The 19,603-nt window shown below is 67.4% G+C and carries 31 protein-coding genes; 2 read left to right on the top strand and 29 right to left on the bottom strand.

The annotated features are described in order from the left end of the window. Positions 1-106: 106 nt before the first annotated feature. The 29 genes from G3I54_RS17150 to rpsJ all read right to left on the bottom strand — a co-directional run bounded on the left by G3I54_RS17150 (position 107) and on the right by rpsJ (position 15,924). The gene (locus tag G3I54_RS17150) at positions 107-1,129 is read right to left on the bottom strand and encodes a DNA-directed RNA polymerase subunit alpha (protein ID WP_003966937.1); all 1,023 of its coding nucleotides are present in this window, start codon (positions 1,127-1,129) and stop codon (positions 107-109) included. A gap of 137 nt (positions 1,130-1,266) precedes the next feature. Beyond that, the gene (gene rpsK / locus G3I54_RS17155; RefSeq protein ID WP_003956432.1) at positions 1,267-1,671 is read right to left on the bottom strand and encodes a 30S ribosomal protein S11; all 405 of its coding nucleotides are present in this window, start codon (positions 1,669-1,671) and stop codon (positions 1,267-1,269) included. A gap of 104 nt (positions 1,672-1,775) precedes the next feature. Beyond that, positions 1,776-2,156: a 30S ribosomal protein S13 gene (rpsM, locus tag G3I54_RS17160; RefSeq protein ID WP_003966938.1), complete on the bottom strand. Its 381-nt coding sequence runs from the start codon at positions 2,154-2,156 to the stop codon at positions 1,776-1,778. Between the two features lie 194 nt (positions 2,157-2,350). After that, positions 2,351-2,464, bottom strand: coding sequence for a 50S ribosomal protein L36 (rpmJ, locus tag G3I54_RS17165; RefSeq protein ID WP_003956441.1), 114 nt, complete (start codon positions 2,462-2,464; stop codon positions 2,351-2,353). Positions 2,465-2,523: 59 nt separating this feature from the next. After that, a complete protein-coding gene (gene infA / locus G3I54_RS17170; RefSeq protein WP_003956442.1) occupies positions 2,524-2,745 on the bottom strand; it encodes a translation initiation factor IF-1 in 222 nt (73 codons plus the stop codon). A gap of 173 nt (positions 2,746-2,918) precedes the next feature. Further along, positions 2,919-3,755 carry a type I methionyl aminopeptidase gene (gene map, locus G3I54_RS17175; protein ID WP_164615690.1) on the bottom strand — a complete coding sequence of 279 codons (837 nt, stop codon included), beginning with the start codon at positions 3,753-3,755 and terminating at the stop codon, positions 2,919-2,921. Between the two features lie 134 nt (positions 3,756-3,889). Then, positions 3,890-4,549: an adenylate kinase gene (locus tag G3I54_RS17180; RefSeq protein ID WP_164615692.1), complete on the bottom strand. Its 660-nt coding sequence runs from the start codon at positions 4,547-4,549 to the stop codon at positions 3,890-3,892. Beyond that, a complete protein-coding gene (gene secY, locus G3I54_RS17185; RefSeq protein ID WP_164615694.1) occupies positions 4,549-5,862 on the bottom strand; it encodes a preprotein translocase subunit SecY in 1,314 nt (437 codons plus the stop codon). The genes G3I54_RS17180 and secY overlap by 1 nt, the downstream gene beginning before the upstream one ends. Before the next feature lie 380 nt (positions 5,863-6,242). Next, positions 6,243-6,698: a 50S ribosomal protein L15 gene (rplO, locus tag G3I54_RS17190; RefSeq protein ID WP_003966942.1), complete on the bottom strand. Its 456-nt coding sequence runs from the start codon at positions 6,696-6,698 to the stop codon at positions 6,243-6,245. Between the two features lies 1 nt (position 6,699). Next, entirely contained in the window at positions 6,700-6,882 is a 183-nt protein-coding gene (gene rpmD / locus G3I54_RS17195; protein ID WP_003966943.1) for a 50S ribosomal protein L30, read from the bottom strand. Beyond that, positions 6,882-7,487 (bottom strand): 30S ribosomal protein S5, encoded by a 606-nt coding sequence (gene rpsE, locus G3I54_RS17200; protein ID WP_003966944.1) that lies wholly within the window; start codon positions 7,485-7,487, stop codon positions 6,882-6,884. Before rpsE ends, rpmD begins: the two co-directional genes overlap by 1 nt. 47 nt (positions 7,488-7,534) lie before the next feature. Next, positions 7,535-7,918, bottom strand: coding sequence for a 50S ribosomal protein L18 (gene rplR, locus G3I54_RS17205; protein ID WP_015610732.1), 384 nt, complete (start codon positions 7,916-7,918; stop codon positions 7,535-7,537). A 2-nt stretch (positions 7,919-7,920) separates the two neighbouring features. After that, positions 7,921-8,460 (bottom strand): 50S ribosomal protein L6, encoded by a 540-nt coding sequence (gene rplF, locus G3I54_RS17210; RefSeq protein WP_007446727.1) that lies wholly within the window; start codon positions 8,458-8,460, stop codon positions 7,921-7,923. Positions 8,461-8,481: 21 nt separating this feature from the next. Continuing rightward, positions 8,482-8,880: a 30S ribosomal protein S8 gene (gene rpsH / locus G3I54_RS17215; RefSeq protein ID WP_007446728.1), complete on the bottom strand. Its 399-nt coding sequence runs from the start codon at positions 8,878-8,880 to the stop codon at positions 8,482-8,484. Positions 8,881-9,103: 223 nt separating this feature from the next. Continuing rightward, positions 9,104-9,289 carry a type Z 30S ribosomal protein S14 gene (locus G3I54_RS17225; protein WP_003948630.1) on the bottom strand — a complete coding sequence of 62 codons (186 nt, stop codon included), beginning with the start codon at positions 9,287-9,289 and terminating at the stop codon, positions 9,104-9,106. A 2-nt stretch (positions 9,290-9,291) separates the two neighbouring features. Continuing rightward, complete coding sequence (gene rplE / locus G3I54_RS17230; protein WP_003966948.1) at positions 9,292-9,849, bottom strand: 50S ribosomal protein L5; 558 nt, start codon at positions 9,847-9,849, stop codon at positions 9,292-9,294. Continuing rightward, positions 9,849-10,172, bottom strand: coding sequence for a 50S ribosomal protein L24 (gene rplX, locus G3I54_RS17235; RefSeq protein WP_003966949.1), 324 nt, complete (start codon positions 10,170-10,172; stop codon positions 9,849-9,851). Before rplX ends, rplE begins: the two co-directional genes overlap by 1 nt. Before the next feature lie 2 nt (positions 10,173-10,174). Beyond that, positions 10,175-10,543 carry a 50S ribosomal protein L14 gene (rplN, locus tag G3I54_RS17240; protein WP_003966950.1) on the bottom strand — a complete coding sequence of 123 codons (369 nt, stop codon included), beginning with the start codon at positions 10,541-10,543 and terminating at the stop codon, positions 10,175-10,177. A gap of 107 nt (positions 10,544-10,650) precedes the next feature. Then, positions 10,651-10,935: a 30S ribosomal protein S17 gene (rpsQ, locus tag G3I54_RS17245; RefSeq protein ID WP_018960204.1), complete on the bottom strand. Its 285-nt coding sequence runs from the start codon at positions 10,933-10,935 to the stop codon at positions 10,651-10,653. Then, positions 10,935-11,159 carry a 50S ribosomal protein L29 gene (gene rpmC / locus G3I54_RS17250; RefSeq protein WP_003966952.1) on the bottom strand — a complete coding sequence of 75 codons (225 nt, stop codon included), beginning with the start codon at positions 11,157-11,159 and terminating at the stop codon, positions 10,935-10,937. The genes rpsQ and rpmC overlap by 1 nt, the downstream gene beginning before the upstream one ends. After that, positions 11,159-11,578: a 50S ribosomal protein L16 gene (rplP, locus tag G3I54_RS17255; RefSeq protein WP_003966953.1), complete on the bottom strand. Its 420-nt coding sequence runs from the start codon at positions 11,576-11,578 to the stop codon at positions 11,159-11,161. Before rplP ends, rpmC begins: the two co-directional genes overlap by 1 nt. Before the next feature lie 5 nt (positions 11,579-11,583). Continuing rightward, entirely contained in the window at positions 11,584-12,420 is an 837-nt protein-coding gene (gene rpsC / locus G3I54_RS17260) for a 30S ribosomal protein S3 (protein WP_007446736.1), read from the bottom strand. Beyond that, positions 12,420-12,767 (bottom strand): 50S ribosomal protein L22, encoded by a 348-nt coding sequence (gene rplV / locus G3I54_RS17265; RefSeq protein ID WP_004571827.1) that lies wholly within the window; start codon positions 12,765-12,767, stop codon positions 12,420-12,422. The genes rpsC and rplV overlap by 1 nt, the downstream gene beginning before the upstream one ends. Before the next feature lie 42 nt (positions 12,768-12,809). Continuing rightward, positions 12,810-13,091, bottom strand: a complete 282-nt coding sequence (gene rpsS, locus G3I54_RS17270; RefSeq protein ID WP_003966956.1) for a 30S ribosomal protein S19 — start codon at positions 13,089-13,091, stop codon at positions 12,810-12,812. Positions 13,092-13,103: 12 nt separating this feature from the next. Then, positions 13,104-13,940, bottom strand: a complete 837-nt coding sequence (gene rplB, locus G3I54_RS17275; protein WP_003966957.1) for a 50S ribosomal protein L2 — start codon at positions 13,938-13,940, stop codon at positions 13,104-13,106. Between the two features lie 38 nt (positions 13,941-13,978). Then, complete coding sequence (rplW, locus tag G3I54_RS17280) at positions 13,979-14,302, bottom strand: 50S ribosomal protein L23 (RefSeq protein ID WP_014154589.1); 324 nt, start codon at positions 14,300-14,302, stop codon at positions 13,979-13,981. After that, a complete protein-coding gene (rplD, locus tag G3I54_RS17285) occupies positions 14,302-14,952 on the bottom strand; it encodes a 50S ribosomal protein L4 (protein ID WP_003966959.1) in 651 nt (216 codons plus the stop codon). Before rplD ends, rplW begins: the two co-directional genes overlap by 1 nt. Before the next feature lie 4 nt (positions 14,953-14,956). Beyond that, complete coding sequence (gene rplC, locus G3I54_RS17290) at positions 14,957-15,601, bottom strand: 50S ribosomal protein L3 (RefSeq protein WP_003966960.1); 645 nt, start codon at positions 15,599-15,601, stop codon at positions 14,957-14,959. A gap of 14 nt (positions 15,602-15,615) precedes the next feature. Continuing rightward, positions 15,616-15,924, bottom strand: coding sequence for a 30S ribosomal protein S10 (gene rpsJ / locus G3I54_RS17295; protein ID WP_003948644.1), 309 nt, complete (start codon positions 15,922-15,924; stop codon positions 15,616-15,618). Between the two features lie 663 nt (positions 15,925-16,587). Here rpsJ and G3I54_RS17300 point away from each other — a divergent pair. Further along, positions 16,588-18,609 (top strand): PIG-L family deacetylase, encoded by a 2,022-nt coding sequence (locus tag G3I54_RS17300; protein WP_164615822.1) that lies wholly within the window; start codon positions 16,588-16,590, stop codon positions 18,607-18,609. A 147-nt stretch (positions 18,610-18,756) separates the two neighbouring features. Next, positions 18,757-19,482 (top strand): trypsin-like serine protease, encoded by a 726-nt coding sequence (locus G3I54_RS17305; protein WP_164615696.1) that lies wholly within the window; start codon positions 18,757-18,759, stop codon positions 19,480-19,482. Positions 19,483-19,603: the final 121 nt, after the last annotated feature.

Here is a 19,603-nt window from a genome sequence, read left to right on the forward strand (position 1 = left end):
ACGCCGGACATCAGCCAAATTCAAGCCCGTCCGGCGATTGAGGACAAAGCCTCAGCCCCGGCCCGGGGGCACCCTCAAATCCAGGCACCCCCAGCCGGGAGGCGACTCAGTACTGCTCGGTCTCCACGAAACCCGCATCCGCGTCGTCGTCCGCCCCGAAGGCGTCCGCCGCGGCGGTCGGGTCGAAGCCGGGAGGCGAGTCCTTGAGCGCGAGGCCCATACCGGCCAGCTTCGCCTTGACCTCGTCGATCGACTTCGCACCGAAGTTGCGGATGTCGAGCAGGTCCGCCTCGGAACGGGCCACGAGCTCACCCACGGAGTGGATGCCCTCGCGCTTGAGGCAGTTGTACGACCGAACGGTGAGCTCCAGCTCCTCGATCGGCAGGGCGAGATCGGCGGCGAGCGCGGCGTCCGTCGGGGACGGGCCCATGTCGATGCCCTCGGCGTCGATGTTGAGCTCGCGCGCCAGACCGAACAGCTCGACCAGGGTCTTACCGGCCGACGCCATGGCGTCACGGGGACGCATGGCCTGCTTGGTCTCGACGTCGACGATCAGCTTGTCGAAGTCGGTGCGCTGCTCGACACGGGTCGCCTCGACCTTGTACGTGACCTTGAGCACCGGCGAGTAGATGGAGTCGACCGGGATACGGCCGATCTCCTGGCCGACCTGCTTGTTCTGGACGGCGGAGACGTAGCCGCGACCGCGCTCGACGGTCAGCTCCATCTCCAGCTTGCCCTTGCCGTTGAGCGTGGCGAGAACGAGGTCGGGGTTGTGCACCTCGACACCGGCCGGGGGCGCGATGTCGGCGGCGGTGACCAGACCCGGGCCCTGCTTGCGCAGGTACATCACGACGGGCTCGTCGTGCTCCGAGGAGACGACCAGCTGCTTGATGTTGAGGATGAGGTCGGTCACGTCCTCCTTGACGCCCGGCACGGTGGTGAACTCGTGCAGGACACCGTCGATCCGGATGCTGGTGACAGCGGCACCGGGGATCGAGGAGAGGAGGGTGCGGCGGAGGGAGTTGCCGAGGGTGTAACCGAAGCCCGGCTCCAGCGGCTCGATCACGAACCGGGAGCGGAACTCGTCGACGACCTCTTCGGTCAGCGACGGACGCTGAGCGATAAGCATGCGGTGATCCTTCAGTCGTGGGCACCCACTATTTGATGCCCGACAGATGTAACAAGGGTACGGGCGGTACGCCCCGTAAGAGGTGTACCGCCCGGACCCGGCGCTACTGACGCACGGCCGTCACCGGCCGTAGCGGGTCAGACGCGACGACGCTTCGGCGGACGGCAGCCGTTGTGCGGCGTCGGGGTGACGTCCTGGATCGAACCGACCTCCAGGCCGGTGGCCTGGAGCGAGCGGATCGCGGTCTCACGGCCGGAGCCGGGACCCTTGACGAAGACGTCGACCTTGCGCATGCCGTGCTCCTGCGCGCGGCGGGCGGCCGACTCGGCGGCCATCTGCGCGGCGAAGGGGGTGGACTTGCGCGAGCCCTTGAAGCCGACGTGGCCGGCGGAGGCCCAGGAGATCACGTTGCCCGAGGGGTCCGTGATCGAGACGATGGTGTTGTTGAACGTGCTCTTGATGTGCGCGTGGCCGTGAGCGACGTTCTTCTTTTCCTTGCGACGCACCTTCTTGGCTGCGCCCTGACGACCCTTGGGGGGCATGTCTTGACTCCAGATGGAGAGGGGAGGTGATCGGTCCTACAGCGAAGACCGCTGGTTGCTGCGGGTTCCGGAGAGCCGGAGGTCCGCAGTGCGTCCGCTGAGGACTACTTCTTGCCCGGCTTCTTCTTACCGGCGATGGCGCGACGCGGGCCCTTGCGGGTACGCGCGTTCGTGCTGGTGCGCTGACCGTGGACGGGCAGGCCACGACGGTGGCGGATGCCCTGGTAGCAGCCGATCTCGACCTTGCGGCGGATGTTCGCCTGGACCTCACGGCGGAGGTCACCCTCGGTGCGAAGGTTGGCGTCCACGTGCTCGCGGATCTTGACGAGGTCTTCCTCGGCCAGGTCGCGAACGCGGGTGTTCGGGTTCACGCCGGTGGAGGCGAGGATCTCCTTGGACCGGGTGCGCCCGATACCGAAGACGTAGGTGAGGGCAACCTCCACGCGCTTTTCGCGCGGGATGTCAACACCTGAAACGCGTGCCATTCAATGGCTCCAGTTGTTAGATCGGGGGTCTTCCGCAGTGCCACTCCCGACCGCCGACCGCTCCTGAGGAGCAGTGGTACGTCCGGGTCCCCGGCCCCCGCCGGAGGTGTCGTCAGCCGTGGCTTGGACGGGCTCTGCGTATGTACGTATTACGTGCGTCGCGCGAAGAACTGCGAGATGCAGGCGGTCGTGCGTCAGCCCTGGCGCTGCTTGTGGCGCAGGTTGTCGCAGATGACCATGACCCGACCGTGACGGCGGATCACCTTGCACTTGTCGCAGATCTTCTTGACGCTCGGCTTGACCTTCATGGGATGTCAGGTTCTCCGGGTCAGTGCCATCACCCGCCGAAACGGGGTGCGGGCAAGATCTACTTGTAGCGGTAGACGATCCGGCCACGCGTCAGGTCGTACGGAGAGAGCTCCACCACGACCCGGTCATCCGGGAGGATACGGATGTAGTGCATCCGCATCTTGCCGCTGATGTGCGCCAGGACCTTGTGACCGTTCTGGAGCTCCACCTTGAACATTGCGTTCGGGAGGGACTCGATCACGGTGCCCTCAATCTCGATGGCACCTTGCTTCTTGGCCACGCTTCGCCTTTCGAATCGGCTACCTTGATCGGCTCTTGCTTCATCCGTGCGCCATATGCGGACACACTGATGCACGAGAGCCGACGAGTCAGTCTACGTCAGCGGACTCCAAAAGACGAATCCGTCAAGTTTGCCCACTGCCGGTGATCCTTAGACCTGCCGGAAGGGTTGCATCACCCGAGGGGGTCGGGCGCCGCTTCCACGCCGTACTCCGCGAGCTTCGCCCGGCCGCAGTCCGGGGCGGTCAAGACCAGCGGCCCCTGCTCGGTCAGCGCGATGGAGTGCTCCCAGTGCGAGGACCAGGTGCCGTCCGTCGTGATGACCGTCCAGTCGTCGCTCAGGGTCTCCGTGTGCGCCGTGCCCAGCGAGACCATGGGCTCGATCGCCAGGCAGACGCCCGGGACCAGCTTGATGCCCTTGCCGCGCTTGCGGGAGACGTAGTTCAGCAGGTGCGGGTCCATGTGCATCTCGGTGCCGATGCCGTGGCCGCCGAAGTCCTCGATGATTCCGTACTTGCCGGTCGCCGGGCGGGGCTGGCGGCGGATGTAGGACTCGATCGCCTTGGAGATGTCGACGAGGCGGTTGTTCACCTTCATCGCGGCGATCCCGGCCCACATCGACTCCTCGGTCACCCGGGAGAGCTCGATCAGCTCCGGAGCGTGACCGGTGCCCACGAAGGCCGTGTAGGCCGCGTCACCGTGCCAGCCGTCCACGATCGCGCCGGCGTCGATCGAGATGATGTCGCCGTCCTTGAGGACGGTCTTCTCGTCCGGGATGCCGTGGACGACGACCTCGTTGACCGAGGTGCAGATGGTCGCGGGGAACCCGCCGTACCCGAGGAAGTTCGACTTCGCCCCGTGGTCGGCGATCACCTTGCGCGCGACCTGGTCCAGGTCCCGCGTGGTGGCCCCGGGCACGGCCGCCTCCCGGGTGGCGGCGTGAATGGCAGCGACCACCAGGCCCGCCTCGCGCATCTTCGCGATCTGCTCGGGGGTCTTGATCTGCACCATTGCTCGGCGCCTCTCTGCATCGACGGTGACGGATACGGCTCGGCGTGTTCAACGATACGGGCGCAAGCAGTCGGCCGCGGCGCCCTGAGGCGCCGCGGCCGGCTTGCACTACGCGTGTGGTACGGGGGTGAGGCTCAGGCCTTGTCGGAGGCCTTGAGCGCCTCCATGGCGCGGGCGGTCACATCCGCGACCTTGCCCAGCGCGGAGATGGTCACCACGAGGCCCTGGGCCCGGTAGTAGTCGATGATCGGCTCGGTCTGCGTGTGGTAGACCTCCAGCCGAGTGCGGACCGTCTCCTCGCTGTCGTCGTCCCGCTGGTACAGCTCGCCGCCGCAGACGTCGCAGACGCCCTCGGTCTTCGGCCGGTTGTACGTCAGGTGGAAGACGTGCGCGCTGTCGTTGCGGCAGACACGGCGACCCGCGATCCGCTTCACGACCTCGTCCTCGGGGACCTCCAGATCGAGGACCGCGTCCAGCTTCACGCCCTCGTCCTTGAGCATCACGTCAAGGGCTTCGGCCTGGCCCACGTTCCGCGGGAAGCCGTCCAGCAGGAAGCCGTTCGCGGCGTCCGGCTGGGCCATGCGGTCCTTGGCCATCCCGATGGTGACCTCGTCCGGCACCAGCTGCCCTGCGTCCATGTAGGCGCGGGCCTGCTTGCCAAGGTCGGTGCCCTGGCTGATGTTGGCGCGGAAGAGGTCGCCCGTGGCGATGTGCGGAATCGACAGGTTGTCGGCAAGGTACGCAGCCTGCGTTCCCTTGCCGGCGCCCGGAGGCCCGACGAGGACGATTCGCATCAGCGGAGGAACCCTTCGTAATTGCGCTGCTGGAGCTGACTCTCGATCTGCTTCACGGTTTCCAGACCCACACCCACGATGATGAGGATGCTCGTCCCGCCGAACGGGAAGTTCTGGTTCGCACCGCCGAAGCCTGCCAACGCCATCGTCGGCACCAGAGCGATCAGGCCCAGGTACAGCGAGCCCGGCCAAGTGATCCTGTTGAGCACGTAGCTCAGATACTCGGCAGTAGGTCGACCTGCCCGGATACCCGGGATGAAGCCACCATACTTCTTCATGTTGTCGGCGACTTCGTCGGGGTTGAACGAAATGGCCACGTAGAAGAAGGCGAAGAACACGATGAGTACGAAGTACGTCGCGATGTAGTACGGGTGGTCACCGGTCACGAAGTTGTCCGTGATCCAGGTCGCCCAGCCCGCCTGGGAGTTGGAGAACTGGACGATCAGCGCCGGGATGTAGAGCAGCGACGAGGCGAAGATGACCGGAATCACACCGGCCTGGTTCACCTTCAGCGGGATGTACGTGGACGTACCGCCGTAGGACCGGCGTCCGATCATGCGCTTCGCGTACTGCACCGGGATACGGCGCTGGGCCTGCTCGACGAAGACAACGAGGCCGACCATCACGAAGCCGATGAGGATGACGGTGCCGAACTCGATCCATCCGTCGGCCAGCTTGCCGCTCTCCTTGATGGCCCACAGGGCGCCGGGGAACGTGGCGGCGATCGAGATGAACATGAGGATCGACATGCCGTTGCCGATGCCGCGGTCGGTGATGAGCTCACCGAGCCACATCACGGCGGCCGTACCGGCGGTCATCGTGAGAACCATGATGACCGTGGTGAAGATCGACTTGTTCGCGACGATCTGGTCGCCCACGGAGCAGTTCTGGAAGAGCGCACCGCTACGGGCGGTGGCGACGAGGCCGGTGCCCTGGAGGATGGCCAGCGCGACCGTCAGATAACGCGTGTACTGCGTGATCTTCGCCGTGCCGGACTGCCCCTCCTTCTTCAGGGCTTCCAGGCGCGGGATCACGACGGTCAGCAGCTGGAGAATGATGCTGGCCGTGATGTACGGCATGATGCCGAGCGCGAAGATGGTGATCTGCAACAGGGCGCCACCGCTGAACATCTGCATCAGACCGAGGAGGCCACCCGAGTCGGCCTGGTCGATGCACTGCTGCACCTTCGCGTAGTCGACTCCGGGGGCCGGGACATGCGCCCCGAGCCGGTAGATCACGATGATGCCGAGCGTGAAGAGCAGCTTCTTGCGCAGGTCGGGCGTCTTGAACGCTCGGGCGAACGCGGTGAACACGGTGCCTCCTGCGACCCCCGCGCTATGCGTCAGAGGCGACGGGTCTGGATGGGACTGGATGGGATCGGATACAAGGCAGCCCTACATCGTAAGGAGGCCACAAAAGATTAACGGCGCCACCCTACCCGGCCCGGGACTGAGCAGGAAACACGCGCCGCACACCGGTGCAACGCCCGCTCCCCGCCCCGGGCCGTGAAAGACCGGCCAAGCCACACCATTTGGGACGTGAACGACCTCGGGCTCCCCCACCGCCGGTGCGGTGGACACCCGTTCAACCTTTCCCGAGCCTTTACGGTTCCCGTACAGCGCCGTAAAAGCGGAAAAGCCTGGCCGGCCACCTCCGAAGAGGCGGCCGGCCAGGCCCAGTTCTGTCCCGCGGCTCAGACGAGCTCGGTGACCGTACCGCCGGCGGCGGTGATCTTCTCCTTGGCGGAGCCGGAGACGGCGTCAACCGAAACCTGCAGCGCCACGGAGATCTCGCCCTGTCCGAGGACCTTGACGAGGTGGTTGTTGCGCACAGCGCCCTTGGCGACCAGGTCGGCCACCGTGACCTCTCCACCCTCGGGGTAGAGCGTCGCGAGCTTGTCCAGGTTCACGACCTGGTACTCCGTGCGGAACGGGTTCTTGAAGCCCTTGAGCTTCGGGAGACGCATGTGGAGGGGCATCTGGCCACCCTCGAAGCGCTCCGGAACCTGGTAACGGGCCTTCGTACCCTTGGTACCACGGCCTGCGGTCTTACCCTTGGACGCCTCACCACGACCCACACGGGTCTTGGCGGTCTTGGCGCCCGGGGCAGGCCGGAGGTTGTGGGCCTTCAGCGGGCTGTTCTCCGCCATGTCAGTCAACCTCCTCAACCGTCACGAGGTGGCGGACGGTGTGCACCATTCCGCGGAACTCGGGGCGGTCCTCCTTGACAACCGAGTCGTTCAGGCGCTTGAGCCCGAGCGAACGCAGGGTGTCGCGGTGGTTCTGCTTGCTGCCGATGTACGACTTCGTCTGCGTGATCTTGAGGCGAGCCATTACGCACCCGCTCCCGCACGTGCACGAAGCAGAGCCGCGGGGGCGACGTCCTCGAGGGGCAGACCGCGGCGGGCCGCGATCTCCTCGGGACGCTGCAGGCCCTGGAGGGCCGCCACGGTCGCGTGCACGATGTTGATCGCGTTGGACGAGCCAAGCGACTTCGACAGGATGTCGTGAACGCCGGCGCACTCGAGCACGGCACGCACCGGGCCACCGGCGATAACACCGGTACCGGGGGAAGCCGGCTTGAGCAGGACGACGCCCGCAGCCTTCTCGCCCGTGATCGGGTGAGGGATGGTGCCCTGGATGCGCGGGACCTTGAAGAAGTTCTTCTTGGCCTCTTCGACACCCTTGGCGATGGCCGCGGGAACTTCCTTGGCCTTGCCGTATCCGACACCGACGGTGCCGTCACCATCGCCCACCACGACCAGCGCGGTGAAGCTGAAGCGACGACCACCCTTCACAACCTTGGCGACGCGGTTGATCGCGACGACGCGCTCGACGTACGCGGTCTTCTCGGCGGCGCTGGCGCCACCGTCACGGCCCTTCCGGTCCCGCCGCTCGCCGCCACCGGCACCGCTTCCGCGGCGCTGGGGTCCAGCCATTGGATTTACCTCTCTCTGTTACGTCCGCTGTGCGTAGGAACCGGGGCTTAGAACTTCAGCCCGGCTTCACGGGCGGCGTCAGCCAGAGCGGCAATCCGCCCGGCGTACTGGTTACCACCGCGGTCAAACACGACGGCCTCGACGCCTGCGGCCTTGGCGCGCTCGGCGACCAGGGCGCCGACCTGCTGGGCCTGGGCGCTCTTGTCACCCTCGCCACCACGGATCGAGGTGTCCAGGGTCGACGCCGACGCGAGCGTGTGGCCCGCGATGTCGTCGATGACCTGGGCCACGATGTGGCGGTTGGAACGCGTCACGACCAAGCGAGGACGCTCCGGCGAACCGGAGATGTGCTTGCGGACGCGGATGTGGCGGCGCTTGAGGGCGGCACGCTTGTATGCGTCGCCCTTGGCGATCTTCACACCGTATGCCATGGCTACTTACCAGCCTTTCCGACCTTGCGGCGGATGACCTCGCCCGCGTACTTGACGCCCTTGGCCTTGTACGGGTCGGGCTTCCGCAGCTTGCGGATGTTGGCGGCTACCTCGCCGACCTTCTGCTTGTCGATGCCCTCGACGCTGAGCTTCGTGGGCGACTCGACCTTGAAGGTGATGCCTTCCGGAGCCTCGATGAGGATCGGGTGGCTGTAGCCCAGGGCGAACTCCAGGTTGGAGCCCTTCGCCTGGACGCGGTAACCGACACCGCTGATCTCGAGCGCCTTGGAGTAACCCGCGGTCACGCCGGTGATCATGTTCGCCACCAGCGTGCGGGACAGGCCGTGGAGGGCCTTGTTCTGACGCTCGTCGTTCGGGCGGGAGACGTTGAGCACGCCGTCCTCACCCTTGGAGACCTCGATCGGCGCGGCAACGGTGTGCGTGAGGGAACCCTTGGGGCCCTTCACGGCGACCGTACGGCCATCGATGGTGACGTCCACACCGGCGGGAACCTGGATGGGGAGCTTGCCGATTCGCGACATGAGCTTTCCTTCCTTTCCCGACTACCAGACGTAGGCGAGGACTTCCCCACCTACGCCCTTCTTGCCTGCCTGCTGGCCGGTCAGGAGACCGTGGGACGTGGAGATGATCGCCACGCCCAGGCCGCCGAGGACCTTCGGCAGGTTGGTGGACTTTGCGTATACACGCAGACCCGGCTTCGAAATCCGCTTGATGCCGGCGATCGAGCGCTCGCGGTTCGGGCCGAACTTCAGCTCGAGGACGAGGTTCTTGCCGACCTCGGCGTCCTCGACCTTCCAGCCGGTGATGAAGCCCTCCTGCTGGAGGATCTCCGCGATGTGCGACTTGATCTTGCTGTGCGGCATCGAGACATCGTCGTGATATGCCGAGTTCGCGTTACGCAGACGCGTGAGCATGTCTGCGATGGGATCAGTCATGGTCATGAGTTGGCCTTCGGCCTCTCTCGCCGGGGTTTCCTGTATGCGCCATCCCTCTCCCCACTCAGTGGCGGGACGGGTGCGGTGCGGGGACCTACGGCGTAGTAAGTCGGTCTTGGGCGGCAGGCGCCCAACCCTTCAAGCCTACGGCATGAAAGGACGGGCTCCTGCCGACCCAGATGCTTACCGAGAGTCTCCGGAACTTCCCTTGCCCGAGGGCAGAGGGGAGTTACCAGGAGCTCTTGGTCACGCCCGGCAGCTCGCCACGGTGAGCCATCTCACGAAGGCACACGCGGCACAGGCCGAACTTGCGGTAGACGGAGTGGGGCCGGCCGCAGCGCTGGCAGCGGGTGTACCCGCGAACGCCGAACTTCGGCTTACGGGCGGCCTTAGCGATCAGAGCCTTCTTCGCCACGGTCAGTTCTCCTTGAACGGGAAGCCGAGGTGACGAAGGAGGGCACGACCCTCGTCGTCGTTGGTCGCCGTGGTGACCACGGTGATGTCCATGCCCCGGACCCGGTCGATCTTGTCCTGGTCGATCTCGTGGAACATGACCTGCTCCGTGAGACCGAAGGTGTAGTTGCCACGGCCGTCGAACTGCTTCGGCGACAGGCCACGGAAGTCACGGATACGCGGAAGCGCGAGCGACAGCGTACGGTCCAGGAACTCCCACATCCGGTCACCGCGGAGGGTGACGTGGCAGCCGATCGGCTGGCCCTCGCGCAGCTTGAACTGCGCGATGGACTTGCGGGCCTTCGTGACGGCCGGCTTCTGGCCGGTGATCGTGGTGAGGTCCTTGACGGCACCGTCGATCAGCTTGGAGTCGCGGGCGGCGTCGCCCACACCCATGTTGACCACGATCTTGACCAGACCGGGAACCTGCATGACGTTCTCGTACGAGAACTCCTCACGCAGCTTGCCGGCGATTTCCTCGCGGTAGCGCGTCTTGAGACGCGGCGCAGTGGTGGCAGTCATCAGATGTCCTCACCGGTCCGCTTGGCAACGCGGATCTTGTTGCCCTCGTCGTCAAAGCGGTAGCCGACGCGGGTGACAACCTTGTTGCCGTCCTTCTCCACAACCAGCTGAACGTTGCTGACGTGGATCGGGGCCTCGGTGGTGACAATGCCACCCGTCTGCGAACCGCGAGCCGTCTGACCGGCCTTGGTGTGCTTCTTGACCCGGTTGACACCCTCGACGAGGACGCGGTCCTGAGCGGGGTAGGCCACGATGACCTTGCCCTGCTTGCCCTTGTCCTTACCGGTGATGACCTGAACCAGGTCGCCCTTCTTGATCTTCATGCTTACAGCACCTCCGGCGCGAGCGAGATGATCTTCATGAACTTCTTCTCGCGCAGCTCCCGGCCCACCGGGCCGAAGATGCGGGTGCCGCGGGGGTCGCCGTCGTTCTTCAGAATGACGGCGGCGTTCTCGTCGAAGCGGATGTACGAGCCATCCTGACGACGACGCTCCTTGACGGTGCGAACGATGACGGCCTTGACGACGTCACCCTTCTTCACGTTGCCACCGGGGATCGCGTCCTTGACGGTGGCGACGATGACGTCACCGATACCCGCGTAGCGGCGACCCGAGCCACCGAGAACACGAATGGTGAGAATTTCCTTCGCACCCGTGTTGTCGGCGACGCGCAGTCGCGACTCCTGCTGGATCACGTCTATCTCCTGATCGTCTGCCGGTTCCCGGCGGGTGCCTCTCCGTTACCGGGGAGGCACCCCACCGAGCCTGGCGGAACTGACCTGAGGGGAGAATCCCTCAGGAATTACTTGGCCTTCTCGAGGATCTCGACGATGCGCCAGCGCTTCGAGGCCGACAGCGGACGCGTCTCCATGATGATGACGCGGTCGCCGACGCCCGCAGAGTTCTGCTCGTCGTGGGCCTTGAGCTTGTTGGTACGGCGGATGACCTTGCCGTACAGCGCGTGCTTGACGCGGTCCTCGACAGCGACGACGACGGTCTTGTCCATCTTGTCGCTGACGACCAGACCCTCACGGGTCTTGCGGAAACCGCGGTCGGTGTTCGTCTCAGTCACAGTCTTCTCGCTCATCAGGCGCTCTCCACCGTCTCGATGCCCAGCTCGCGCTCACGCATCAGGGTGTAGATCCGGGCGATGTCCTTACGGACGGACTTGAGCCGGCCGTGGTTCTCGAGCTGGCCCGTCGCCGCCTGGAAGCGGAGGTTGAACAGCTCTTCCTTGGCTTCGCGGAGCTTGTTGAGGAGCTCCTCGTCGCCCAGCTCGCGCAGCTCGGACGCCTTGGTACCGGCCGACATCACGACTCACCTGCCTCGCGCCGAACGATCCGGCACTTCATCGGAAGCTTGTGAGCAGCGCGGGTGAGCGCCTCACGAGCAATCTTCTCGTTCGGGTAGGACAGCTCGAACATCACCCGACCCGGCTTGACGTTCGCGATCCACCACTCGGGAGAACCCTTACCGGAACCCATGCGGGTCTCGGCGGGCTTCTTCGTCAGGGGACGGTCCGGGTAGATGTTGATCCAGACCTTGCCGCCACGCTTGATGTGACGGGTCATCGCGATACGAGCGGACTCGATCTGACGGTTCGTCACGTACGCCGGGGTCAGCGCCTGGATGCCGTACTCGCCGAACGCAACCTGCGTGCCACCCTTGGACATACCGCTGCGCTTCGGGTGGTGCTGCTTGCGGTGCTTGACCCTACGGGGGATCAGCATTTCGGTCAGGCCTCCGTTCCGGTGCTCTCAGCAGCCGGAGCAGCGGCGGCGGGAGCGTCGGCCTTGGGGGCCTCGGCTGCCGGCGACTGCTGCGGCTTACGGCCGCGACCGCCACGCTCGCCACCACGGCCACCGCGGCCGGCCGGGCGGTCAGCGCCGCCACGAGCCGGACGGTTGCCGGCGCGGGCCGCGGCGTTCTCGGCGCGAACCTCGGCGATGTTCTTGACGTCGCCCTTGTAGATCCAGACCTTCACGCCGATGCGGCCGAAGGTCGTCTTGGCCTCGAAGAAGCCGTAGTCCACGTTCGCACGGAGGGTGTGCAGGGGCACGCGGCCCTCGCGGTAGAACTCCGAGCGGGACATCTCGGCGCCGCCGAGGCGACCGCCGCACTGGATCTTGATGCCCTTGGCGCCGGCCTTCATCGAGCTCTGCATGCTCTTACGCATGGCACGACGGAAGGAGACGCGGGAGGAGAGCTGCTCGGCGACGGCCTGGGCCACCAGCTGAGCGTCCACCTCGGGGTTCTTGACCTCGAGGATGTTCAGCTGGACCTGCTTGCCGGTCAGCTTCTCCAGCTCGCCGCGGATGCGATCGGCCTCGGCGCCACGGCGACCGATGACGATGCCCGGACGGGCGGTGTGGATGTCAACGCGGACGCGGTCGCGGGTGCGCTCGATCTCGACCTTCGAGATGCCGGCCCGCTCCATGCCCTTCGTCATCATGCGACGAATGGCGACGTCTTCCTTGACGTAGTCCTTGTACAGCTTGTCGGCGTACCAGCGGGACTTGAAGTCCGTGGTGATGCCGAGCCGGAACCCGTGCGGGTTTACCTTCTGGCCCATTACCGGGTTCCTTCCTTGCTGCTGACGACCACGGTGATGTGGCTGGTCCGCTTACGGATCCGGTAGGCACGGCCCTGAGCACGCGGACGGAACCGCTTCAGGGTCGGGCCCTCGTCCACGTACGCCTCGCTGATGACCAGCGAAGAGGCGTCGGTGTGGTCGTAGTTGTGTGCAGCGTTGGCGATGGCGCTGTCCAGCACCTTGCCAACCGGCACGCTCGCGGCCTGCGGGGCGAAACGCAGGACCGCCTGAGCCTCCGTGGCATCCATGCCACGGATGAGGTCCACCACTCGGCGGGCCTTCATGGGCGTGACGCGGATGTACCGCGCCTGGGCCCTGGCTTCCATGGTTGTCCCTTCGGTGTAAGTCATAGTCGTTTCCACCCCGCGCTAGCGGCGCTTCGACTTCCGGTCGTCCTTGACGTGGCCGCGGAAGGTGCGAGTCGGCGAGAACTCGCCGAGCTTGTGGCCGACCATCGACTCGGTGACGAACACCGGGACGTGGATCTTGCCGTTGTGCACCGCGATGGTGTGACCCAGCATGGCCGGGACGATCATCGAGCGACGGGACCAGGTCTTGATGACGTTCTTGGTGCCTGCCTCGTTCTGTACGTCCACCTTCTTGATGAGGTGGCCGTCGACGAAGGGCCCCTTCTTGAGACTGCGCGGCATCTAAACCCGCTCCTAGCGCTTCTTGTTCGTCTTGCGGCGGCGGACGATGTACTTGTTGCTCGCCTTCTTGGGAGAACGAGTACGACCCTCCTTCTGACCCCACGGCGAGACCGGGTGGCGTCCACCGGAGGTCTTGCCTTCACCACCACCGTGCGGGTGGTCAACCGGGTTCATCGCGACACCGCGGACGGTCGGGCGTACGCCCTTCCAGCGCATACGGCCGGCCTTGCCCCAGTTGATGTTCGACTGCTCGGCGTTGCCGACCTCACCGATCGTCGCGCGGCAGCGCGCGTCGACCAGGCGGATCTCACCCGACGGCATACGAAGGTGGGCCATGGTGCCCTCCTTCGCCAGCAGCTGCACGGAGGCACCCGCGGAACGGGCGAACTTCGCGCCGCCGCCGGGCCGCAGCTCGATGGCGTGGATGGTCGTACCGACCGGGATGTTGCGCAGCGCCAGGTTGTTGCCGGGCTTGATGTCGGCGGTCGGACCGTTCTCGACACGGTCACCCTGCGACAGGCCACGGGGAGCGACGATGTAACGCTTCTCGCCGTCCGCGTAGTGCAGCAGCGCGATGCGCGCGGTGCGGTTCGGGTCGTACTCGATGTGCGCGACCTTGGCCGGCACGCCGTCCTTGTCGTGACGACGGAAGTCGATCACGCGGTAGGCGCGCTTGTGGCCACCACCCTGGTGGCGAACGGTCACACGACCGGCGTTGTTACGGCCGCCCTTGCTGTGCAGGGGGCGGACCAGCGACTTCTCCGGCGTGGACCGCGTGATCTCGACAAAGTCGGCGACGCTGGAGCCACGACGGCCCGGGGTCGTCGGCTTGTACTTGCGGATACCCATTTCTCAGTCCTCGTCCGATTCCGGACGACTCGACCTCACTAGGAGGTCGGGCCGCCGAAGATGTCGATACGGTCGCCCTCGGCGAGGGTCACGATGGCGCGCTTCGTGTCGGCGCGCTTGCCGAAGCCGGTCTTGGTGCGCTTGCGCTTACCCTGCCGGTTGATCGTGTTGACCCCGGTGACCTTGACCGAGAAGACCGCTTCCACGGCCTGCTTGATCTGGGTCTTGTTGGAGCCGGGCGCGACGATGAACGTGTACTTGTTCTCGTCGAGCAGCGCGTAGCTCTTCTCGGAGACCACGGGCTTGACGAGAACGTCACGCGGGTCCGAGTACGTCTTGCTGGTAACGGTCGCCTCGCTCATCAGGCGTCGCTCCCTTCGGTCTCAGCGGTCTGGGGGCCAGACACGAAGGACTCGAAAGCGGCCTGGGTGAAGACCACGTCGTCAGAGACGATCACGTCGTACGTGTTGAGCTGGCCCGGCTCCAGGATGTGCACCTGGGGCAGGTTGCGCGCGGACAGCCACGCGGCCTCGTCGGCGCGGTCGACGACCAGGAGCAGGTTCTGGCGCTCCGAGATCTTGCCGAGCAGCGTCTTGGCGGCCTTCGTGGAGGCGGCACCCTCGACCACGCCGGTGACGACGTGGATACGGGAGTGACGGGCCCGGTCCGAGAGGGCACCGCGCAGGGCGGCGGCCTTCATCTTCTTCGGGGTCCGCTGCGAGTAGTCACGCGGCTGCGGGCCGTGGACGACGCCACCGCCGGCGAACTGCGGGGCGCGGGTCGAACCCTGACGGGCGCGGCCGGTGCCCTTCTGGCGGTAAGGCTTCTTGCCACCACCGCGGACTTCGCCGCGGCGCTTGGTCTTGTGCGTGCCCTGACGGGCAGCCGCCAGCTGAGCGACAACGACCTGGTGGATCAGCGGAACGCTGGTCTTCGCGTCGAAGATCTCCGCGGGGAGGTCGACGGTACCGGCCTTGTCGCCTGCCGGCGAAAGGATGTCAATGGTGCTCATTACCTCAAGCCCCCTTGGCCGCGGTACGGACCAGGACGAGGCCGCCGTTCGGACCGGGGACCGCGCCCTTGATGAGGAGCAGACCCTTCTCCGCGTCAACCGCGTGGATGGTCAGGTTCTGGGTGGTGACGCGCTCGTTACCCATGCGGCCCGCCATGCGCATGCCCTTGAAGACACGCCCAGGGGTGGCGCAGCCACCGATGGAACCGGGGGAACGGTGCTTGCGCTGGGTGCCGTGCCCGGCGCCGAGGCCCTTGAAGTTGTGACGCTTCATGACACCGGCGAAGCCCTTGCCCTTGCTCTTGCCCGTGACGTCGACCTTGACGCCGGACTCGAACACCTCGGCAGTGACCTCCTGGCCCAGCGTGTACTCGCTGGCGTCAGGGGTGCGGAGCTCCACCAGGTGGCGGCGCGGGGTGACGTCGGCCTTGGCGAAGTGACCCTTGAGGGGCTTGTTCACCTTGCGCGGGTCGATCTCGCCGAAGGCGATCTGGACCGCTTCGTAGCCGTCGCTGTCGTTGGTGCGAACCTGCGTCACGACGCACGGACCGGCCTTGACGACGGTCACCGGGACAACCCGGTTGTTCTCGTCCCAGACCTGGGTCATGCCGAGCTTCTCGCCCAGGACGCCCTTGATGTTCTTGCTCATCTCGGCCCGTCCCCTCAGAGCTTGATCTCGATGTCGACGCCAGCCGGCAGGTCGAGGCGCATCAGCGAGTCAACCGTCTTCGGCGTGGGGTCGAGAATGTCGATGAGGCGCTTGTGCGTGCGCATCTCGAAGTGCTCGCGAGAGTCCTTGTACTTGTGCGGCGACTTGATGACGCAGTACACGTTCTTCTCAGTGGGCAGCGGCACCGGGCCCGCGACCGACGCACCAGTGCGGGTCACCGTCTCGACGATCTTCTTCGCCGAGGAGTCGATGACCTCGTGGTCGTAGGCCTTGAGCCGGATGCGGATCTTCTGTCCCGCCATGGCTACTAGTAGTCCTGTCTCTCGTAACGCTCTGGAACCCGGGGGTTCTCTGGACTCCTCCTCCGACCCACGCGGTCGGGCGTGTCGCATCCCCTCTACGAAAATCTCCCGAAGGAGATCCCAACCAAGGGGGTGCGGACCCTGAGACCGCGGAACCGGGGGTGGAACACCCACCGGGTGCCTGGCCGGCGCCCTGCATTGCTTCCCGGAAGATTCCCGTACGTCCGGCCCTGGGGGCCGACGAGTACTGTGGGACTCGCTTCCGGTCCTCCCGGCGGGAGGCGCGCAGCATTGACACTCAACCGAGCAACCTGGTCAGTGTGCCATACGGGGCGCGGGCCTGGCCAATCGAGTCGGGAATCCTACCCCGAGCCGACGCGGACTCAAACGCGGGCGCGCATCCGGCGGCGTCCGGCCCACCTCGATCCCGGCGCCTGACGCCCGCCGACAGGACGCCGAGGTGGCACACGGCTCACCTCCGACCACGCAACCTGTCGGCCCCGCCCACCGTCTATCCCCTCGCAGGCGCGGCCCGACCGGCCGCTGACCTGCGCGGAGAGTCAGGGAGTACGCAGGACAGGGCGGCCGTTCGCCCGCTGCGGGGGAAGCGGGACGGACGGGGTGCGTGGCGTGGTGGATCGATCTGTGCTGTCCCGGATACGGATGCCCCGGCGCACCCTCCTCCTCGCGGCCACCGCGGCCGCCGCCACCGCCGGATGCACCGTACCGGCCCCCAGGCGTCGGGGCCCGGTGCCGGACCCGGCCCCCGGTCTGGCCATAGCGAGCAGTCGGCGGGCGCTGCTGATGCAGGTCCTGGCCCACCCCGACGACGACCTCTACCTCATGAACCCGGATACCCGCGAGGCCCTCGACGCCGGGACCTCCGTGGTCTGCGTCTACCTCACCGCAGGCGACGCCGACGGCCTCAACAAGGTCCCGGGAGCCCCGAAGCCGAAGCCCGACCATGCCGCGTACGTCTCGGCCCGTCAGCAGGGCCTGCGCCAGGCGTACGCCGAGTTGCTCGGGCTCGACCGGTTCACGCCCTGGCAGAAGACCGTGCTCGCCCTGCACGGCGGCCACCGGGCCGAGTTGAACATCCTGGCCGACGGGGTGCGCCGGGTCGAGCTGGTCTTCCTCAACACCTCGATGCACACCGCGCGCCACCGGCTCGGGCTGCCCAGTCTCTGGCAGGACCGCCGGCTCGTGCTGCGTACCGTCGTCGCCGACGGCTCACCGCTGGACCGGGCCGGTTCGTATACGTACGAGTCGATGATCGACGTCCTCGTCGGGCTGCTGGACCGCTACCGGCCGACCGTCGTGCACACCCTCGACCCGGACCCCGACCTGCGGTTCAGCAGCGAGTACGAACGCCTCCGGGACAGCGAGCAGCCCGGGTATTCCGACCACGCCGACCACACCCCGGCCGGGTGCTTCGCCTGGGCGGCCCTCATCCGCTGGGTGGCGGCCACGACCGGGCGCGGTGAGCCCGTGCCCGGGTTCGTCGTCGCATCGTTCCGGGGCTACTACAACCAGCACTGGCCCAAGAACCTGCCGCCCGCGGTGCTGGAGCGGAAGGCCGCCCACCTCGTCCCGTACGGCGGCGCGCCCGACTGGGAGTGCGGCAACCCCTCGGGCTGCGGCGACTACAACATCGGCGGCGACCGGCCGCTGACCAGCCGGAAGGGCTGGGTCCGCTCCACCCAGCACCGCTACCCGGGCCCCCGGGCCGTCGTCGCCGCCGACCCGGACGGGCGGCTGACCGTGTACGGGGTGCTGGGGCTGCGGGCCGTGCGGTGGAGCGAGAGCGCGCCCGGCAGCGGGCTCCGGGACGCGCCGGACGACCTCGGCGGCGGCCCGCTCGCCCCGGTGCTGGGCTCCGCGACGACGGCGGACGGGCGGCGGTTGCTGTTCGGCCTGCGGTTCGCGGCGCTCGGCGGGCAGGGCACGCCCAACGAGCGCGAGATCGTGCTCCTGGAACAGCGCTCCCCCGGCGGCCCCTTCCTGGCCTGGCGGGGGCTCGGCAACCCCGCGGCGGACCGCGACCACGGCCGACGCATAGGGATACCGGTCGCCGTCACCGCGCCGGACGGCCGCGTCCACCTCTTCGTACGCAACGCGGAGAAGGGGCTCAGCACCCGGGTGCGCGACGCCGTCAGCGGTCGCTGGAGCGCCTGGCGCGATATGGGCGGCGGCGAGGTGCAGGACGGGGTGACCGCGGTCGTGGACGCGGCGGGGCGCGTCCACGCGTACGCGGCCGGGCACCATGCCGTGCACCACTGGACCCAGGACGCCCCGGGGACCGATGTCACCGCCCGTACCCAGCTCACGGACTACCCCGTGCCCGCGCACGCGCCCGGCGCACTCCCGGCGCCCGACGGGTCCGTGGAGCTGTACTACCGGCCGGCCGCGCGGGAACGACTCGCCGTCGTCCGGGCCGACCCGACCCCCGCACCCCGCTTCGGCGGGTACGGTCCGGTGACCGCCGCCGCCGCGCCGAGCGGCGGCCCGGTCCTGCTCGGCCGGTCCGCGGAGGGCCGGATGCAGCTGCGTACCGCCGAGGGCACCGCCGTACGGTCGCAGGGCCCGGTCGCCCTGGACGGCGCCGCCCTCCACCTCGGGGCGGGCGGGCGGCCCGTCGTCGTGGGGTTCGGGCCGGACGGCGCGCCTTGGACGTGGCGGCCGTAGAAGCGCCCGCGCTCGGCCCAACCGCCGCCCCATAACGCCGTGTTATGCCCAAACGTTAGTACCCCGGCCTCGTCGCGCTCCGGCACCCTGTTGCCCACCATCCCCCACGGACACGCCCACCCAGCGTGTCGCGCGAAACGAGGAATCATGCGTATATCCAGACTCGTGCCCGCTGCCGCCGCCGCAGCGGCCTGCGTCCTCGCCCTCTTCGCACCGTCCGCCTCGGCCGCCCCCGAGGCCCCTCTGCGGGACGCCCCGCCCCCGACCACCCAGATCATCGGCGGCGGCCAGGCGACCAACGCCCCCTGGGCCGCGCGCCTCTTCTCGAACGGCCGGGAGACCTGTTCGGCGACGATCATCGCGCCGACCTGGATCCTCACCGCCAAGCACTGCGTCACCGGCGGCGGGCTGTCGTTCCGTATCGGCAGCCTCGACCAGCACAGCGGCGGTGTGGTCGCCAACGGCGCCCAGACGTACACCCACAGCTCGGACCTGGCCCTCGTCCGGCTCGACCGCTCGGTGCAGGCCACCTACTCCCGCCTCGGCCAGCCGGGCTCGGTCAGCGTCGGGCAGAGCGTGCAGGTCTGGGGCTGGGGCGCGACCTCGCAGTGCGGCTCGGAGGCGAACTGCCAGTCGCGCTACCTGAAGGTGGCCAACGTGACGGTCACCGGCGGCTGCGGTGACGCGTACGGCGGCTCTGCGATCTGCGCCCGCCGGGGCAACGGCATCACCGCCGGCGGCGACTCCGGCGGCCCGATGACGGCCAACGGCATCCAGGTCGGCGTCGCGTCCACCAGCGACCGCCAGACCACGACGGCGTACACCAACGTCACCGCCTACCGCTCCTGGATCCAGTCGATCGCGGGCGTCTGACCGGACGCCCCACCCGGGACGGCGGGCACCTGACCGGTCCGCCGTCCCCCTGAACCGTAGGGCCCCCGTACCTCTCCGCCCTGAGGTACCGGGGCCCTACAACCATGTCCGGCGCGCCGAC

This window comes from Streptomyces sp. SID14515 (assembly GCF_010548505.1).
Lineage (GTDB): Bacteria > Actinomycetota > Actinomycetes > Streptomycetales > Streptomycetaceae > Streptomyces > Streptomyces caviscabies.

Bases quoted from the DNA above. Each gene is read 5' to 3' on its own strand.
- rpsS (WP_003966956.1), bottom strand. From the start codon at position 13,091: ATGCCGCGCAGTCTCAAGAAGGGGCCCTTCGTCGACGGCCACCTCATC.
- map (WP_164615690.1), bottom strand. From the start codon at position 3,755: ATGGTGCAGATCAAGACCCCCGAGCAGATCGCGAAGATGCGCGAGGCG.
- G3I54_RS17180 (WP_164615692.1), bottom strand. From the start codon at position 4,549: ATGCGAATCGTCCTCGTCGGGCCTCCGGGCGCCGGCAAGGGAACGCAG.
- rplO (WP_003966942.1), bottom strand. From the start codon at position 6,698: ATGGCGGAGAACAGCCCGCTGAAGGCCCACAACCTCCGGCCTGCCCCG.
- rplC (WP_003966960.1), bottom strand. From the start codon at position 15,601: ATGAGCAAGAACATCAAGGGCGTCCTGGGCGAGAAGCTCGGCATGACC.
- rpsC (WP_007446736.1), bottom strand. From the start codon at position 12,420: ATGGGCCAGAAGGTAAACCCGCACGGGTTCCGGCTCGGCATCACCACG.
- rplP (WP_003966953.1), bottom strand. From the start codon at position 11,578: ATGCTGATCCCCCGTAGGGTCAAGCACCGCAAGCAGCACCACCCGAAG.
- rplB (WP_003966957.1), bottom strand. From the start codon at position 13,940: ATGGGTATCCGCAAGTACAAGCCGACGACCCCGGGCCGTCGTGGCTCC.
- rpmD (WP_003966943.1), bottom strand. From the start codon at position 6,882: ATGGCTCGCCTCAAGATCACGCAGACGAAGTCGTACATCGGCAGCAAG.
- rpsQ (WP_018960204.1), bottom strand. From the start codon at position 10,935: ATGAGCGAGAAGACTGTGACTGAGACGAACACCGACCGCGGTTTCCGC.
- rplE (WP_003966948.1), bottom strand. From the start codon at position 9,849: ATGACTGCCACCACTGCGCCGCGTCTCAAGACGCGCTACCGCGAGGAA.
- rpsH (WP_007446728.1), bottom strand. From the start codon at position 8,880: ATGACCATGACTGATCCCATCGCAGACATGCTCACGCGTCTGCGTAAC.
- rplV (WP_004571827.1), bottom strand. From the start codon at position 12,767: ATGGAAGCCAGGGCCCAGGCGCGGTACATCCGCGTCACGCCCATGAAG.
- rpsJ (WP_003948644.1), bottom strand. From the start codon at position 15,924: ATGGCGGGACAGAAGATCCGCATCCGGCTCAAGGCCTACGACCACGAG.
- rpmJ (WP_003956441.1), bottom strand. From the start codon at position 2,464: ATGAAGGTCAAGCCGAGCGTCAAGAAGATCTGCGACAAGTGCAAGGTG.
- G3I54_RS17305 (WP_164615696.1), top strand. From the start codon at position 18,757: ATGCGTATATCCAGACTCGTGCCCGCTGCCGCCGCCGCAGCGGCCTGC.
- rpmC (WP_003966952.1), bottom strand. From the start codon at position 11,159: ATGTCGGCCGGTACCAAGGCGTCCGAGCTGCGCGAGCTGGGCGACGAG.
- G3I54_RS17150 (WP_003966937.1), bottom strand. From the start codon at position 1,129: ATGCTTATCGCTCAGCGTCCGTCGCTGACCGAAGAGGTCGTCGACGAG.
- rpsK (WP_003956432.1), bottom strand. From the start codon at position 1,671: ATGCCCCCCAAGGGTCGTCAGGGCGCAGCCAAGAAGGTGCGTCGCAAG.
- rplF (WP_007446727.1), bottom strand. From the start codon at position 8,460: ATGTCGCGAATCGGCAAGCTCCCCATCCAGGTTCCCGCCGGTGTGGAC.
- rplR (WP_015610732.1), bottom strand. From the start codon at position 7,918: ATGGCATACGGTGTGAAGATCGCCAAGGGCGACGCATACAAGCGTGCC.
- rplW (WP_014154589.1), bottom strand. From the start codon at position 14,302: ATGAGCGAGGCGACCGTTACCAGCAAGACGTACTCGGACCCGCGTGAC.
- rplX (WP_003966949.1), bottom strand. From the start codon at position 10,172: ATGAAGATCAAGAAGGGCGACCTGGTTCAGGTCATCACCGGTAAGGAC.
- rpsM (WP_003966938.1), bottom strand. From the start codon at position 2,156: ATGGCACGCGTTTCAGGTGTTGACATCCCGCGCGAAAAGCGCGTGGAG.
- rpsE (WP_003966944.1), bottom strand. From the start codon at position 7,487: ATGGCTGGACCCCAGCGCCGCGGAAGCGGTGCCGGTGGCGGCGAGCGG.
- G3I54_RS17300 (WP_164615822.1), top strand. From the start codon at position 16,588: ATGCCCCGGCGCACCCTCCTCCTCGCGGCCACCGCGGCCGCCGCCACC.
- rplD (WP_003966959.1), bottom strand. From the start codon at position 14,952: ATGAGCACCATTGACATCCTTTCGCCGGCAGGCGACAAGGCCGGTACC.